Source organism: Nocardia noduli, assembly GCF_019038455.1.
Lineage (GTDB): Bacteria > Actinomycetota > Actinomycetes > Mycobacteriales > Mycobacteriaceae > Nocardia > Nocardia noduli.
Window position 1 is genome coordinate 1 of the sequence record NZ_JAFMPL010000148.1, and the last position, 15,200, is coordinate 15,200.

At 67.6% G+C, this 15,200-nt stretch carries 13 protein-coding genes; 6 read left to right on the forward strand and 7 right to left on the reverse strand.

All coding sequences use genetic code 11. The features are described 5' to 3' along the window. Positions 1 to 149 precede the first annotated feature (149 nt). Together JZ792_RS38345 and JZ792_RS38350 are read left to right on the forward strand one after the other, a co-directional pair. Entirely contained in the window at positions 150 to 1,550 is a 1,401-nt protein-coding gene (locus JZ792_RS38345; RefSeq protein ID WP_216917800.1) for a DUF2252 domain-containing protein, read from the forward strand. 88 nt (positions 1,551 to 1,638) lie between these two features. Continuing rightward, entirely contained in the window at positions 1,639 to 2,517 is an 879-nt protein-coding gene (locus JZ792_RS38350; RefSeq protein ID WP_308165618.1) for a nuclease-related domain-containing protein, read from the forward strand. Positions 2,518 to 2,521: 4 nt separating this feature from the next. Here the strand turns inward: JZ792_RS38350 and JZ792_RS38355 are convergent, their stop codons facing one another. Together JZ792_RS38355 and JZ792_RS38360 are read right to left on the reverse strand one after the other, a co-directional pair. Further along, positions 2,522 to 3,187, reverse strand: coding sequence for a biliverdin-producing heme oxygenase (locus JZ792_RS38355; protein WP_216917802.1), 666 nt, complete (start codon positions 3,185 to 3,187; stop codon positions 2,522 to 2,524). A 130-nt stretch (positions 3,188 to 3,317) separates the two neighbouring features. Then, positions 3,318 to 4,838 carry a threonine/serine exporter family protein gene (locus tag JZ792_RS38360; protein ID WP_216917803.1) on the reverse strand — a complete coding sequence of 507 codons (1,521 nt, stop codon included), beginning with the start codon at positions 4,836 to 4,838 and terminating at the stop codon, positions 3,318 to 3,320. A gap of 194 nt (positions 4,839 to 5,032) precedes the next feature. On the opposite strand from JZ792_RS38360, the gene JZ792_RS38365 reads away from it, so the two are divergent. Beyond that, the gene (locus JZ792_RS38365; RefSeq protein ID WP_216917812.1) at positions 5,033 to 5,929 is read left to right on the forward strand and encodes a TIGR03619 family F420-dependent LLM class oxidoreductase; all 897 of its coding nucleotides are present in this window, start codon (positions 5,033 to 5,035) and stop codon (positions 5,927 to 5,929) included. Between the two features lie 9 nt (positions 5,930 to 5,938). Here the strand turns inward: JZ792_RS38365 and JZ792_RS38370 are convergent, their stop codons facing one another. Genes JZ792_RS38370 through JZ792_RS38380 form a run of 3 tightly spaced genes read right to left on the reverse strand, consistent with a single transcriptional unit; the run spans position 5,939 to position 9,122 of the window. Further along, entirely contained in the window at positions 5,939 to 7,573 is a 1,635-nt protein-coding gene (locus JZ792_RS38370; RefSeq protein ID WP_216917804.1) for an ABC transporter permease, read from the reverse strand. After that, a complete protein-coding gene (locus tag JZ792_RS38375; RefSeq protein ID WP_308165619.1) occupies positions 7,570 to 8,502 on the reverse strand; it encodes an ABC transporter ATP-binding protein in 933 nt (310 codons plus the stop codon). Before JZ792_RS38375 ends, JZ792_RS38370 begins: the two co-directional genes overlap by 4 nt. Continuing rightward, on the reverse strand, positions 8,502 to 9,122 hold the full coding sequence (locus JZ792_RS38380; protein ID WP_216917806.1) for a TetR/AcrR family transcriptional regulator: 621 nt from the start codon (positions 9,120 to 9,122) through the stop codon (positions 8,502 to 8,504). The genes JZ792_RS38375 and JZ792_RS38380 overlap by 1 nt, the downstream gene beginning before the upstream one ends. 158 nt (positions 9,123 to 9,280) lie before the next feature. Between JZ792_RS38380 and JZ792_RS38385 the strand changes: the two genes are divergently transcribed. After that, positions 9,281 to 11,212, forward strand: a complete 1,932-nt coding sequence (locus JZ792_RS38385) for an acyl-CoA dehydrogenase family protein (protein WP_216917807.1) — start codon at positions 9,281 to 9,283, stop codon at positions 11,210 to 11,212. A gap of 67 nt (positions 11,213 to 11,279) precedes the next feature. Here JZ792_RS38385 and JZ792_RS38390 read toward each other — a convergent pair whose 3' ends face one another. Next, complete coding sequence (locus tag JZ792_RS38390) at positions 11,280 to 12,794, reverse strand: sugar transferase (RefSeq protein WP_216917808.1); 1,515 nt, start codon at positions 12,792 to 12,794, stop codon at positions 11,280 to 11,282. Between the two features lie 491 nt (positions 12,795 to 13,285). Between JZ792_RS38390 and JZ792_RS38395 the strand changes: the two genes are divergently transcribed. Next, positions 13,286 to 14,068 (forward strand): glycosyltransferase family protein, encoded by a 783-nt coding sequence (locus tag JZ792_RS38395; RefSeq protein WP_216917809.1) that lies wholly within the window; start codon positions 13,286 to 13,288, stop codon positions 14,066 to 14,068. Here the strand turns inward: JZ792_RS38395 and rfbC are convergent. Continuing rightward, entirely contained in the window at positions 14,017 to 14,625 is a 609-nt protein-coding gene (gene rfbC, locus JZ792_RS38400; protein WP_216917810.1) for a dTDP-4-dehydrorhamnose 3,5-epimerase, read from the reverse strand. The two genes, JZ792_RS38395 and rfbC, sit on opposite strands and share 52 nt — an antisense overlap. A gap of 250 nt (positions 14,626 to 14,875) precedes the next feature. On the opposite strand from rfbC, the gene JZ792_RS38405 reads away from it, so the two are divergent. Next, positions 14,876 to 15,200, forward strand: a 325-nt coding sequence (locus JZ792_RS38405) for an MspA family porin (RefSeq protein ID WP_216917811.1), incomplete at its 3' end; no start/stop codon positions are given.

The following is a 15,200-nucleotide window of genomic DNA, read 5'->3' on the forward strand; positions in this document are numbered from 1 at the left end:
ATACGGCCCCCGGCGCCCTGCTGCTCCCGCTCACCCCCGTCGACCCCGCCCTGCGAGCCGACAGGGCCGACCCGACCCCGACGGCCTGAGCGACGCCTCGGCCGCCGACGGTCGGCGACCGCGAGAACTCCCAGCTAGAGTTCCGATCTGTGTCAGACAGTGGTAGCGACCGTAGCGACCTACGGAACTTCGTCCCCGCCGAAGAGGTGCGGGCTCGTGGGCGCGCGCTGCGCGAGCGTGTCCCGGTGACCGCGCGCGACCGCGACGCCGTCGGCCCGCGACGTCCGGGGGTGCTGGAATTCCTCGAGGCCAGCCATGCCGATCGGCTGCCGCATCTGGTCCCGTTGCGGGTGGGCCGGATGATGTCGGGACCGTTCACGTTCTACCGTGGTGCGGCCGGGTTGATGGCGGCCGATCTGGCGCACAGTCCGGTGAGCGGGCTCGACGCGCAGATCTGCGGCGACGCCCACGCCGCCAATTTCGGCCTGTACGGCACCCAGCGCGGCGAAATCGTCATGGATATCAACGATTTCGACGAGACGATCCTCGGACCGTGGGAGTGGGACCTGGAACGTCTCGCCGCCAGTCTCGTGCTGGCGGGCCGGGAGTCCGGTGTCGCCGAGGACGCCTGCCGGGCCGCGGCGCGTGACGCGGCGACCTCCTACCGGACCGCGATCGATCGGCTCGCCGAGATGCCGTTCATGGAGTCGTGGACCGCGTTGCCGGACGAGTCGGTGCTCAGCGCGGCAAAGGCCGACGATCTGCTGGACAATTTCAAGAAGGCGGCCAAGAAGGCGCGCAAGAACACCAGCGCCAAGGTGGCCTCGAAGTGGACCGAGCATATCGATGACCACGAGACCGGTGTCCGCAAACATCGATTCGTGAGCGACCCCCCGGTTCTCACCGCCGTGGACGAGCAGGTCGCCGAGGCGGTGATCGACGGTCTCGAACGCTACGTCGCCACGCTGCGCGAGTCGCGACGCAATCTGATCACCCGATTCGCCGTGTCCGACATCGCTTTCCGTATCGTCGGCACCGGCAGCGTCGGGTTGCACAGCTACGTGGCGCTGCTGCACGGCAACGACGGGGAATCGCTGGTGCTGCAACTGAAGCAGTCCATCCCCTCGGCGCTGGCCCCGTATCTGCCGCCGCGCCCGGAGCGGCACGAGGGCGAGCGAATCGTCCAGGGCGCCAGGCACGTTCAAGCCGAGACCGATATCCTGCTCGGCTGGACCTCGATCGTGCTCGGCGAGCGGGAGTTGCCGTTCATCGTGCGCCAGTTCCGCAATCTCAAAGGCGCCATCGATCCGGCCGGACTCGACGCCGATGATCTCGACGATTACGGCAGGCTGGCGGGCGCACTGCTGGCACGGGCGCATTCGCGGTCCCTCGATCCCCGCTCGACCTCCGGATATCTCGACGGCGACGAGAGTTTCGACGACGCGGTCAGCGCGTTCGCGGTCCGCTACGCCGACCGCACCGAGGCCGATCACGCCGAGTTGGTCGCCGCGGTGCAGGCCGGAAAACTGGCCGCCGAACTGCCCGCCTAACCGTGTCTGCGGCGCGGGTGGCCGAATTGCTCGTATCCTGTGCACTGTCGAGTGACGACGTGAAGGGCGGTCGCGAATGCTCGTGCGAGTGCAGAACCCGGCAGGCACGAATGCCGAACGGGCACTGATCGACTGGTTGCGCACCTGGAAGGATCCGGGCAGCCCGCACGGGGTTGCGACGATCAATTGCAGTCTGTTCCACGAGGATCGACTGCATCAGTTCGACGCGGTGGTCTGGACGCCGACCAGTTGCGTGGTGATCGAGGCGGAGGCGTTGTCCGCGCGCCAGGACGGTGTGCTGGATATTCCGCTCAACGGTCCGTGGACGATCGACGGCGAAGCGGCGACCCTGGAGGGCAGGGACCGGCGCACACCGCTGGACAAATCCCGTGAGCACACCTTCGCCCTACAGAACTGGCTCGCCGCGCGCGGCCTGGGCCAGCGCGCGGTCCACGGCGTGGCGCTCATCGTTCCGTCGCGCGGCGCGCAGCTGAAGATCCAGCAGGCGTGGAACGACCCGAGTTTCGATGTCATCCTCGGCAACGATCCGGGCAGGCTGCGCCACTATTTCGAGGTGCTGTCGGAGTCGGAGAAGCATCTGTGGACGGCCAACGATGTCGCGGTCGCGTTCCGCGGACTCGGCATCCTGCCGTATCTGCCCGCACCGCAGGAGTTGCTGCACGAGGGTTTCATCGGGCCGATCGATATCACCCTGTGGCACGGCGGCCCGCAGCAGGCGCAGGCCGAGGCCTACGCCGAGGAGTTGGCCCAGGCCGAGCGCGACGCGAAACCGCCGCTCATCCAGGCGCCCTGGTACAGCCCGTGGAAGCTGTATCCGACCGAGGCCGGTGACATCGATATGGGCCGAGCCTTCATGCGGACGTTGCTGACCATCGGCATGGTCATCGGGGTCGCGTGGGTGGTGTGGATCGTGATCATGGCGATCCTGAGCTACGGCCCGGGCTGATCTCTCAGGAAGGACGGCGGGCGGGGAATTCGACGGCGAGTTCGGCGAAGACCGCGGTGTTCAGGGCGAATGCCCGCTGTCCCTCGTCGATCACGCGGCGGCGTTCGAGGTCGTCGACCGCCAACCCGTCGAGCAGCAGACGGTATTCGCGCTTGAAGGCGGCCGGGTTGTCGATGCCGTCGAAGACATAGAACCGCACGCCGTCGCCGCGGCGCGGCAGATCCCACAATTTCTCGGCGGTACCGCGGATGACCTGTCCGCCGGACAGGTCACCGAGGTAGCGGGTGTAGTGGTGGGCGACATAGCCCGCTGGCCACTGTCGTGCGCATTCCTCGATCCGCGCGGCGTAGGCCGTGGTCGCGGGCAGCGCGGCGAGTTCGTCGCGCCAACGCGGTCCGATCAGGTGCGCGAGGTCACGCTCGAGTTCGGGTGTCCTCGCCAGTTCCGGCCGGATGAACGGCCCGGCGACCGGATCGTCGGCGAGCACCTCCCAGTGCGATTCCAGCGCACGGTAGATGAACCACAGCTGGGCGGTATAGCGGTGGTAGGACGCGATACCGAGCGTCCCGCCGAGCATTTCGCCGATGAACGAGGAATTCTCGGCCTCGGCGTGTTGCCGTGCGGTCGCCGAACGGAGCGCAGCGGAGAACGACACTGTTTCATCCGACATATCCGAACCACCTCACCGTCGCCGCGAGCATCTTCTATGGATACCCTTACCAGTCGCACCGACCATACCGGTTCGACCGCCCGCGCACAGTTGTTCGGTTCGGGATGAACGGGCCGCCCCGAACCGGGGTCTACCCCGCGGCGGACGCGCGTCTGCGCCTGCGCACGATCGGCCTGCGCAGCGAACCGAATCGGCGCAGGATCCGCGGCCGCAACTGGGTGCGGTCGAACCATTCGCCGAGGGTGACACCCGCCGCGAGCGCGCAACCGACGCCGAAGGCCGCGAGCAGTTGATTGATCCCGAGCAGGAGTTCGTCGGTGAGCACGGCGTAGAGCCCTCGGTACACCTTCAGGCCCGGCAGCAGGGGCGTGATGCCCGCGACCGCGACGACCAGCGGCGGCGTCAACGACCGGCGCGCCATCAGACCACCGGCCAGACCGACCACGGTGGCGGCGACAGCGGAGGAGATGATCGGCCCGAATCCGGCCTGCTGGACGAGCAGGAAGCAGATGATGCCCGCCGCGCCGCCCATCGCGGCCGCGGCCAGCGCGCGTCGTTCCGCGTAGCAGGCCAGGGCGAAGGCGAACGCGGCCACCGCGCCCGCGACCAGTTTGACCGGTAGATCGGTGATGTCGCGCCCGACGCTCATCTCGATGGAGGGCACCGTCGCGCCGAGTACCTGTCCGAATCTGAGGGCGAACACGATGCCCGCGACGATGCCGCCGGTCATCATCATGACCTCGAGCAGTCGCGCCGACGCGGTGATGGGCGCGCCGGTGATCGCGTCCTGCACCGCGCCGACCAATTGCAGACCGCTGAGCAGCACGGTGATCCCGGCGGCGACGATCAGGGTGGGATCGGCGGTGATCCCGAGTGGTTCCGCGAAGGTGGACAGGATGATGGCGGGCGTCGCCGCGACGGCGCCACCCGCCACGTGCTGGAAGAAGAACGGGAGACCGTAGCCGTTGAGTACCCGGTTCACCCGGTCGATGAGCAGGGTGGTGCCGAAACTGACCGCGGCAACCAACCAGCCGCCGCCGAGCAGCGCGCCGATAGCCGCGGCGAGCAGCGACCAACCGAAGGTGGCGGTCCAGCGGTGGTAGGGGTGCGGTGCGGTGGTGATGGCGTCGAGTGCGGCGCGAGCGTCGTGGGGGGCGACGACCTGGGTGCGGATGCGGCGGGTGAGCCGGTCGACGGCCGCGAGCCTGGTGAAATCCAGCGAGCGGTAGTGCACCACCCGCATGGTGCTCGCGGGCGGTAACCGTGGGCCCCGATCGGCCCAGATGCGGATCGCGTCGTAGGTGACATCGATATCGCAGCGCGCCAGGCCGTAGGTGGCCGCGATGAAGCGGACCTGGGCGCTGGTGTCGATCACGCCGGTCCCCGAAGCCAACACGACCTCCCCGACCCGGACCGCGAGATCGAGCACCTCGGCGACGCGCGCGTCGTCGGCGAGGTCGATCGGTTGCAGGGGTGTGGGGGCGGAGACGATGGTGTCGGCCATCGCCTGCCGGTCCGCGACGAGCAGGCCGACCGCCTGGGTGACCACCGGCACCCGCAGCACCCGCCTGCCGCGTAATCGGCCCCGGCGACCGGTGTGCCCGGACGGGGATATCGTCTCGCCTGCTCCCGGAAGTGCGTCAAGACCCATGCTCGCGAAGGTAGTCAACGACCCGGCGATCGCGCATCCGCGCCTGGGAAACGCGTGTCGAGATCACAACCGACCAGCCGGTTCAACGCCCGGATATCGGATTCGAGTCGATCGGGCTCGGCGCGCGAACTCTTGGTGCGAACATCGGGACAGTGGTAGAACTTGTTCTAATTCGACCGATGGGAGCGGAGCCGGTGCGGTACGGAATCGTGTTGTTCACCAGTGATCGGGGCATCTCGCCCACCGTGGCGGCGGTCACCGCCGAGCGGAGCGGATTCGACTCGTTCTACGTGCCCGAGCACACCCACATCCCGGTGGTCCGCGCGGCCGCGCACCCGACCACCGGCGACGCCACGTTGCCCGACGATCGCTACCTGCGCACCCTCGATCCGTGGGTGGCGCTGGCGACGGCGGCCGCGGTCACCGACCGGATCACCCTGTCGACGGCGGTGGCGCTACCCGCCGAGCACCATCCGATCGCACTCGCCAAGACCATCGCCTCGCTCGACCATCTCGCGGGCGGACGGGTCGGCCTCGGTGTCGGATTCGGTTGGAACACCGACGAACTCGCCCATCACGGCGTGCCCGTCGGTAAACGCCGCACGGTGCTGCGGGAACATCTGGCGGCCATGCGCGCGCTGTGGACCACCGAGGAAGCCGCGTTCGACGGCGAATTCGTGACGTTCGGTCCGAGTTGGTCGTGGCCCAAACCCGCCAGCAAGCACATCCCGGTGATTCTCGGCGCGGCGGGCGGCGAGAAATCCTTCACCTGGCTGGCGAAGAACGCCGACGGCTGGCTCACCACGCCGACCGAGGGCGTACTCGACGACAAGATCGCACTGCTGCACCGGATCTGGCGCGACAACGGCCGCGACGGCACACCGGAGATCATCGCCCTCGCGGGCCGCCACGACGCCGACCAACTGGCCCGGTGGGCCGAAACAGGCGTCACCGAGGTCGTTTTCGGACTTCCCGACCTCGAGGCCGATGTCGTGCGCGGCTACATCGGCAGACTCGCGGGCAAACTGGGACTCGCGGCCTACGACGGCCCGGACCGTCGCCTGGCCGAATACGCGCCGCCCGCGAGCTGAGCACCGAGATCAGCGCAGGTCGCGGCGGCGGAATCCGGCGACCCCGACACCGAGCAGCACCGCCGCGACGGCGAGCAGCCACAGGATCGGCGACCACTGCCACGGCGCACCGGGCAGTTTCGGCGGGTGCACGAACGGCACCACGTCGATGAGCCACTGCGGCAGTCCGTCGAGCGCTCCGAGGAAGAAGATGATCAGCATCGCGCTGAGCACGCCCCACGCCGTCGGGGCGAACCGAGGGGCCAGGCCGTAGACGGCCATCGCGATTCCGGTGATCACCCACACGGCGGGCACCTGGACCAGCGCCGCGCCGAGTCCGTCGCCGATCTTGTCGGCGAACCCGCCGTCCATCGCGCCGTAGACCCCGCCGATACACAGACCGGCGATCGACAGGAGCACCACCGGGCCGAGCAGCGCGAAGAGCAGGTGACTCGAGGCGTATCGGCCGCGGCCGACGGCACCGGCGAGGGTGGTCTCGGCGCGCTGGGTGGTCTCCTCCTCGTGCAACCGCAGCACCGCCGAGATCGAATAGGCCGCCGCGGCGATGGCGAGGAAGGACACCGCGAAGGTGATGAACGAATTCTGCAACTGCTCGGTGCCGCCCATCCGCGCCAGCACATCCTTGACCTGCTGACTGTCGCCGAGTATCTCGCCGACGCTGTCGATCGCCCCGCCCATCAGCAGGCCGTAGAGCAGGAATCCGACCGACCAGGCCAACAGGGTGCCACGGTGCAGTCGCCAGGCCAGACCGGTCGCGCCGGACAGCCCGGCGGCGGCCAGTGGCGGGCCGGGCCGCTCGGCGAGCAGTCCCGATCCGGTGTCGCGGCGACCGAGCAGCAGGTACGCCGCGGCGGTACTCAGCACCGCGACAGTCAGCAGCGGGATCAGCACCCACCAGCGTTCGTCGGCGTAGGGACGCATGTTGACGCACCAGCCCAGCGGCGACAACCAGGACAGCACGCCGTTACCCGCGTCGCCGACCGCGCGCAGCGCGAACGCCGTACCCAACGCGGCGAAGGCGATTCCACGCGCGATCCGCGCGCCGGTACTCACCTGCGCGGTGATCGCGGCCACCGAGGCCCAGACCAGCCCGGAACCGCCGAGGGCGGCGCCGTAGGCCAGTGAACCCGCGAGCGGCAGACCGCTGCTCAGCAAGGTCAGCGCGGCCAGTACACCGACGAGTACGCAGCCGACGGCCGTCATGGTCAGCGCGGCGGTGAGTCCGGCGTAGCGGCCGATACTGGTGGCGCCGACCAGTTCCGCGCGCCCGGTCTCCTCCTCGACCCGCGTGTGCCGGATGACGGTGAGGATGACCGCGATCGCGATCAGCGCGTAGAACGGCCCCGCCTTCCACAACCCGATCGAGCCGATATCGGTCCCGAAGACCGGGCCGTACATCGCGACGAGCGCGGGACTGTCGGTGATGGACCTCGCGTAGTTGTCGAGTTCGGCCTGGGTGCTGTACACGCTTTCGGTACTGGCCACGTAGAAGGTCGGCAGCAGTCCGAAGGCGAGCACCCACAGCGGCAGCACGATCCGGTCACGGCGCAGGTAGAGCCGCAACATCTGCGCGGTACCGGCGAAATCCGTCGATCCGCGCAGAACCGGTGCGGTGAAACCGCGTTCGGCGGTGACGGCGGTCATGCCCGCACCTTCTCTCCCGCCACGTCGACCCCGTCGACGTGGTAGTGGCGCAGGAACAACTCCTCCAGGGTGGGCGGCGCGCTGGTGAGGCTGCGCACCCCGGTGTCGCCGAGTACCCGGATCAGTTCGCCCAGATGTTCGCCGTCGACCTGGCAGCGCAGTGTCGAACCGTCGCGCACGATATCGTCGACACCGGCGATTCTGGCGAGATCGCCCGGGTCACCGAGTAATTCGGCGGTGATCGAGGTACGCGAGAGATGGCGCATCTCCGACAGCGATCCGCTTTCCACGGTGCGTCCGGACCGGATGATGGTCACCCGATCGCAGAGCGCCTCCACCTCGGACAGGATGTGGCTGGAGAGCAGGACGGTCGCGCCGCGTTCCCGCGCCTCGCGGGTGCATTCGCGGAATACCTGCTCCATCAACGGATCCAGGCCCGAGGTCGGCTCGTCGAGCAGCAGCAGTCCCACATTCGAGGCGAAGGCCGAGACCAACGCGACCTTCTGCCGATTGCCCTTGGAGTAGGTACGCGCCTTCTTGCGCGGATCGAGGTCGAACCGTTCGATCAACTCGGCCCGCCGTCCGACGTCGATACCGCCGCGCATGCGGGCGAGCAGGTCGATGGTCTCCCCGCCCGAGAGCGACGGCCACAGCGTGACATCGCCCGGCACATAGGCGATGTCACGGTGCAGGGCGACCGCGTCGGTCCACGGGTCACGGCCGAACAGTCTCGCACGCCCCCCGGTGGCGCGCAGGATCCCGAGCAGCACCCGGATCGTCGTCGACTTCCCCGCACCGTTCGGCCCGAGGAAACCGTGGATCTCCCCCTCGTCGACCGACAGGTTCAGCCCGTCCAGGGCCGCGACATGTCCGAATGTCTTACGGAGATCAGTGATCTCGATTACCGGTGCAGTAGCTGAATCGGCCATCATCGCTCCTCGTCGAGTGCGTCCAGCAGTGTGGAATCGGTCAGCATTCCCTGCGTGTAGAGCTCGAGCGCAGGGAAGGTGGTCTCCTCGGCGATATCGCGAATCGCCTTGCGGTAGTCGATCTTTCCCTCACGCTGCACACGCATTTGCAGATACAGGTTCATGGCTCCGACATGGCAGAGCACGATGTAGCGGGCGCGGGCGGCCGGATCGCGGCTCGGTTTGAGCCTGCCCGCGTCCACCGCGTCCTGCATATATTTCTCGGCGTCGGAGATCATGTGCTCCAGCAGTGATTCGGCCAGCGATCCGCCCGCCTGGAAACTGCGCAACATATACGCGACGACCGGGGCGTACACCTCGATCTCGGCCAGGGCGTCGATCATGCCCGTCGGGCCGGGCGCCGCGATGGCCTTGCCCTTCTCGACCCTGATGATCTCGAGGACTCTCTCGTCGCAGACCGCGCGCAATCCGTCCTTGGAGCCGAAGTGGTGGTTCACCAGCCCGGGGGACACCCCCGCCGCGGCGGCGATCGCCCTGACGCCGACCTGGAATCCGTTCGCACCGAAGACGTCGATCGCCGCGTCACGGATACGCGCGGCCGTTGTCAGGTCCGAGGTCATCGGATCGGCGGATCTTCGCGATACCGGATCGTCGTGATCCGGAGCTCGATTGAACACATGTTTAGCATCTTAAACACTTGTTCAGTCGTGCGGCAAGAGTTGGATCACAGTTGTCGTGACAGCGGTTTGCCTCCGATCGTGCGGGCTATCGTCGGGTTATGGACACCGGCAGCTCATCGACGGCAGATCACCTTCGTGCGGCACTCGACGGCCCCTGGGGCGACGTCAGGGAAGAGGCACGCAAACAGCTCGCGGGCGACGAATTCGCCGGTGATCCGCACCTGGACTACAAGGCCGCGCGGGCCCGCGTCCTCGAGCAGATGCGCACCATCTCGACCATGGGCATCGCCGAGCGTGGATTCCGCCGCGAGAACGGCGGGACCGGCGAACCCGGCGCCGCCGTGACCGGACTGGAGATGCTGGCCTACGCGGATCTGTCGCTGTGGGTGAAATCCGGCGTCCAGTGGGGGCTGTTCGGCGGTGCGGTGGAGAATCTCGGCACCGAACGGCACCGGGAGTACATCGAACGGCTGATCTCCCTCGACCTGCTCGGCTGTTTCGCGATGACCGAATCCGGCCACGGCAGCGATGTCGCCAATATCGAGACCACCGCGACCTACGATCCGGCCACCGAGCAATTCGTCATCCACTCCCCCACACCGTCGGCCCGCAAGGACTACATCGGCGGCGCGGCCGAGCACGCCAGGATGGCGGCGGTTTTCGCCCAACTGGTGACCGACGGTGAGAACAGGGGCGTGCACTGTCTGCTGGTGCCGATCCGAGACGAGCAGGGCGCGGATCTGCCCGGCGTCACCACCTACGACGACGGCCTCAAAGGCGGTCTACCCGGGGTCGACAACGGGCGCATCGTGTTCGATCAGGTGCGCGTGCCGAGGGAGAACCTGCTCAACCGCTACGCCGACGTCGCTCCCGACGGCAGCTACACCTCCGATATCGAGAATCCGAGCCGGCGCTTCTTCACCACACTCGGCACGCTGGTGCGCGGCCGGGTCAGCGTCGGCGGCGCGGCGGCGGCGGGCGCCAGGGTCGCGCTGAGTATCGCGGTGCGCTACGCGCTCGAGCGGCGTCAGTTCTCCGACCCCGACACCGGCGAGGAGACGTTGCTGATGGACTACCGCAGCCATCAGCGCAGGCTGTTCCCGCTGATCGCGCGCTCGTTCGCGCTGGCGTTCGCCCAGAACGACCTGGTGCGGCGCATGCATCTGGTCCAGACCGGACAGAATCTCGATCCCGAGGCACAGCGGTCGCTCGAGAAGCGCGCCGCCGGACTCAAGGTCGCCCAGACCCGCCACGCCACCCGCGCCATCCAGGAATGCCGCGAGGCCTGCGGCGGCGCGGGCTACCTCACCGAGAATCGGCTGGTGACGCTCAAGGCCGACACCGACGTGTTCACCACCTTCGAAGGTGACAACGTCGTGCTCACCCAGCTGGTCGCCAAGGAACTGCTCACCTCCTACGCCGACGAGGTCCGCGATCTGGACGCGCTCGGCTGGGTCCGATTCGCCGCGACCATGGCCGGTGACGTGGTGCGCAAGCGCTCCGGGGTGCGGCAGATGATCCAGACCATGCGCGACCGCAACGACGAATCGGTCGACGAGGGTGACCTGTCACGCCGCTCGGTACAGCTGCAACTGTTCGCCGATCGCGAGGACTACCTGGTCCGCACCGCCGCGCACCGGTTGCGCGCGCGGGCGAAGGAGACCGGCCCGTTCGAGGCGTTCAACAACGCCCAGGATCACATCCTGGCCGCCGGTGCCGCGCATATCGACCGCCTGGTCCTGGAGGCGTTCATCGACGGCCTCGCCGATATCGAGGACGACGAGGCCCGCCACCTCGCCGAGGCCGTCTGCGATCTGTTCGTCTACTCCCTGGTGGAGGAGAACTCGGCCTGGTTCATCATGCACCGGTTCATGTCGGTGGAACGGGCCAAGGCGGTGCGCCGCGGCGTCAACGAACTCGTCGACCGGCTGCGCCCCGACGCGCTCACCCTGGTCGAGGCGATGGGCGTCCCCGAGCCGATGCTGCGCGCCGCGATGCTCGACGACGCGAGCGTCTACGACCGACGCTGAATTCGCGTTACCTCGCGGAATCGGCCGCCCGATTCCGCGAGGGATGTTCAGATTCCGCGAGGGATGTTCAGTAGGCGCCTTCGCCGCGCGCGACCGCGCCGATCGTCTTGGCGATCAACAGCAGATCCAGCACCATCGACCAGTTCTCGACATAGGACAGGTCGAGCCGGACCGCGTCCTCGACGGAGAGATCGGATCGACCGCTCACCTGCCACAGTCCGGTGACACCCGGTTTCACCAGCAGGCGCCGTCGCATCTCCCCGTCGTAGGAGTCGACCTCGCGCTGCACCTGCGGACGCGGGCCGACCACGCTCATCTCACCGCGCAGGACATTGAGGAATTGCGGCAGTTCGTCCAGGCTGAATTTGCGCAGGAATCGTCCGACCGGGGTGACGCGCGGATCCTGCTTCAACTTGAAGAACACCGGATTGCCGCCGTTGTGCTCGATCAGATCGACCACGTCGCGATCTGCGCCGATGTACATGCTGCGGAATTTGATCATGCGGAAGGGTGTGCCACCGCGACCGATCCGCTCCGACAGGTAGAACACCGGACCGGCACTGGTCGCCTTGACCGCCACCGCGATGACCAGCAGCACCGGCAGGATCGCGAGGAGAACGGCCGCCGAGAAACCGAGGTCGAAAACCGCCTTGCCGGTCGATTTCGCGCGGTCGTACCTGGGCTTGGCGATATGCAGCATCGGCATACCCGCCACGAGTCGATTGGTGAGCCTGGCTCCGGAGATGTCGACCACGCCGGGAGCGACCACGAGTTCCACCCCGAGGGGGTCGAGTTCCCAGGCCATCCGGCGCAGTTCGACGGGACCCAGGTAGTCGGTGGCGGTCACCGCGACGGTGTCGGCGCCGCTGCGCCGCACCGCGTCGACCACCGAGCGGTCGTCACCGACCACCGAGACGGTCCGGTCGGTGGCGTGCAGGCCGAATCCGGCGCTGCCCGGTATCCCGTCCGGCACGCAGACGCCGACCACCTTGTATCCGGTCGCGAGATCGCGGGAGAACGCCGTCGCCATCGCCTGGGCCGCTTCCGGCGGCCCGACCACGAGCACCGAGGTCAGGTAGTCGCCCCGGGTGCGCCGCCGCGCCCGGATCCGTAGCCGCCAGGCCAGTCTGCTGAACATCAGGCCGAGCAGGCCGAGCGGCAGCGCGATCGCGAGGTAGCCGCGCGCGAACTCGATCTGGAAGATCAGCGAGATGATCGCGAGCACACCGAACAGCCGCAGCGTCGCCGAGACGAGCCGCCGATACTCCTCGGTCCCGCTGCCGATCACCTGCGGTGACCGGGTGTTGCACGCGACGAGGAAACCCATCCAGCTCACCGCGAGCACCACGGAGACGACGGTGTATCCCACCTCGTACGGCAGTGTCCACGCCAGCGGTGGCGCCACCGGACCGCCGAACCGGATGACCTGCGCCAGGATCACCGCCGCCACGATCACCGCGAAATCGGTTGCTTCCAAGCGCCTCACATAGTCGGCCTGCCAGCGTTCCCGGTTCGATCGCGGCGACACAGCGGCGGACACCGGCACATCGAGGTCATCGCCCTCGGAGAGCTCGAAGCTCATGAACACACACCTCCCCCTGGGAGAGAATCGTCGCCCCCGATCGACATCGACCGGTCCCCTCGGCAAACACGAGGCGCCCGGGGTGTTCGGTCATTCGGCGCCCGACAGGTGATTGTTACAGACCACATTCCGATTCACACATCTAATGACAAGGGAGACAAAGTATTCCACGAGTTAGCGGAGAGCGTGAAGATCATCCGATCCAACCGCGCGTAATACCGGACACCGACCCCTGCCCGGGAAATCCCCGAAAGCCGCGCCGGTAGCCCGCTGGATGCTACCCGGCAAACCGGATGGTAGGTAGTCCGGAACCCGCTACCACACACATGATTTCGCCCTCCTCGGCTGAGCCCGGACATCGGCGATACGCGATCGCTATGGACCGCTCCGCGCGAGGCCGGTGCGGCGGTGCGCAAGCCGTCACCTTTTCGGGCGATCGAAATCCCCTCCGGCGCGGTAGATTCACACATCCGACACAGGGAGGTAACCCGATGAAGGTCGTGCTGTTCTGCGGCGGGTACGGCATGCGGATGCGGGAGGGCTCCGACGACGTGGTGCCCAAACCCATGCAGATGGTGGGCAATCGACCGCTGATCTGGCATGTGATGCGGTACTACGCGCATTACGGCCACACCGATTTCATCCTGTGCCTCGGATACGGCGCCGCGCACGTGAAGAACTACTTCCTCACCTACCAGGAATCGGTCTCCAATGATTTCGTGCTGCGTGACGGCCGGGTGGAACTGCTGAGCGAGGATATCGCCGACTGGTCGATCACCTTCGTCGACACCGGACTCGAATCGGCCATCGGGGAGCGACTGCGTCGGGTGCGCGGACATCTCGGCGAGGACGAGGTCTTCCTGGCCAATTACGCCGACGTGCTCACCGACGCGCCCCTCGACACCATGATCGAGCGGTTCACCGCGTCGGGCGCGGCCGCGTCGATGCTGGTGGTGCCACCGCAGCAGTCGTTCCACTGTGTCGACCTCACGCCGACCGGCGAGGTCAAGGAGATCATGCCGATCTCGCGCATGCCGCTGTGGGAGAACGGCGGATACTTCGTCCTCACCCGGGAGATCTTCGACCTACTGCCACCGGGCGGTGATCTCGTCGCCGACGCCTGCGGCGCGCTCGCCGGGCAGGGCAGACTCTTCGGCTACCAGCACCAGGGGTTCTGGAAGCCCGCCGACACCTTCAAGGAACGCGCCGAACTCGACGCGGCCTACCACAGCGGCGAGCGGCCGTGGATGGTCTGGGAATCGGCGCCCCGGTGACCCTGCCACACCATCCGCAGTACCTGCTCCCAACTCCCGGCGGCCGCGTCGCGCGACGAGACCACGCTGACCGGCAGCGGCCATTCGATCCCGAGATCCGGATCGTCGTAGGCGACGCCGATATCCTCGGCGGGGTCGTGCGGCCGATCGATGCGGTAGCACACGTCGGCCGTGGTGGTGAGTGCCTGGAATCCGTGCAGGAATCCCGGCGGTACGTACAGGTGGTGGAACTCGGCGTCGTCGAGACGGAACGCCTGCTGCCGACCGAAACTCGGCGATCCGGGACGGATGTCGACCAGCACGTCGTACACCGCGCCGTTGGCGCACCGCACCAGTTTGGCCTCGCCGCGCCCGCGCCTGCCGTGCATACCCCGGACCACACCCCGGCCCGAACGGGACTGGGAATCCTGGAGGAAGGCGGCGCCCGCACCGGGCACGCCGAGGTATTCCTCGAAGATCTCCACGTCGAAAGTCCTCGTGAACAGGCCCCGATCGTCCCTGAAGGGCTGCGGTATCAGCAGCAGGACGTCGGCGAGCTCCGTCTGCTCGATACGCACCGCGTCATCGTGCCACGAACGACCGGGTGCCGCTATGTCCGAATCGACCCGCCCCGGCCTTCGGCCCAGCGCGCGCCCCCAGCGGTCATTGTCGGACTCGACCGGCCGTGACGGGGGTCGATCGGCTAGTTTGAACTCGCTGCGCCGCATCTCATTTGCCGATGGTGACGCAGCACACAGTCCGGAAAAAGAGAGAAATCTGATGAGGGAAACCACCCGGCTCCGATCCCGGAGCGTACGAGTTCTTACCATGGCCTCGATCGTCGCCGCGGGGCTGGCATTCGGGAACGGGTCGGCCGCCGCGGCGGTCGACAACAGCAGTTCCATCGTCGACCGTGCCCAGCGCACGGTCGAGGCGATCCAGGCCGACACCAAAATCGACTCCGTGCCGCCGCTCGACAGCAATCCGTTGACCAGGGAGTGGTTCCACAACGGGTCGGCGGGCTTCAAGATCTCCGGTCCCGACGCGAGCGACTGGAAGGGCCACATCACCTTCGGCTACCAGGTCGGCTACCCCGCGACGGTGGGCGGAAAGATCAAATTCGAGTACTCCACCCCCGGCCTCGGTGTGGATC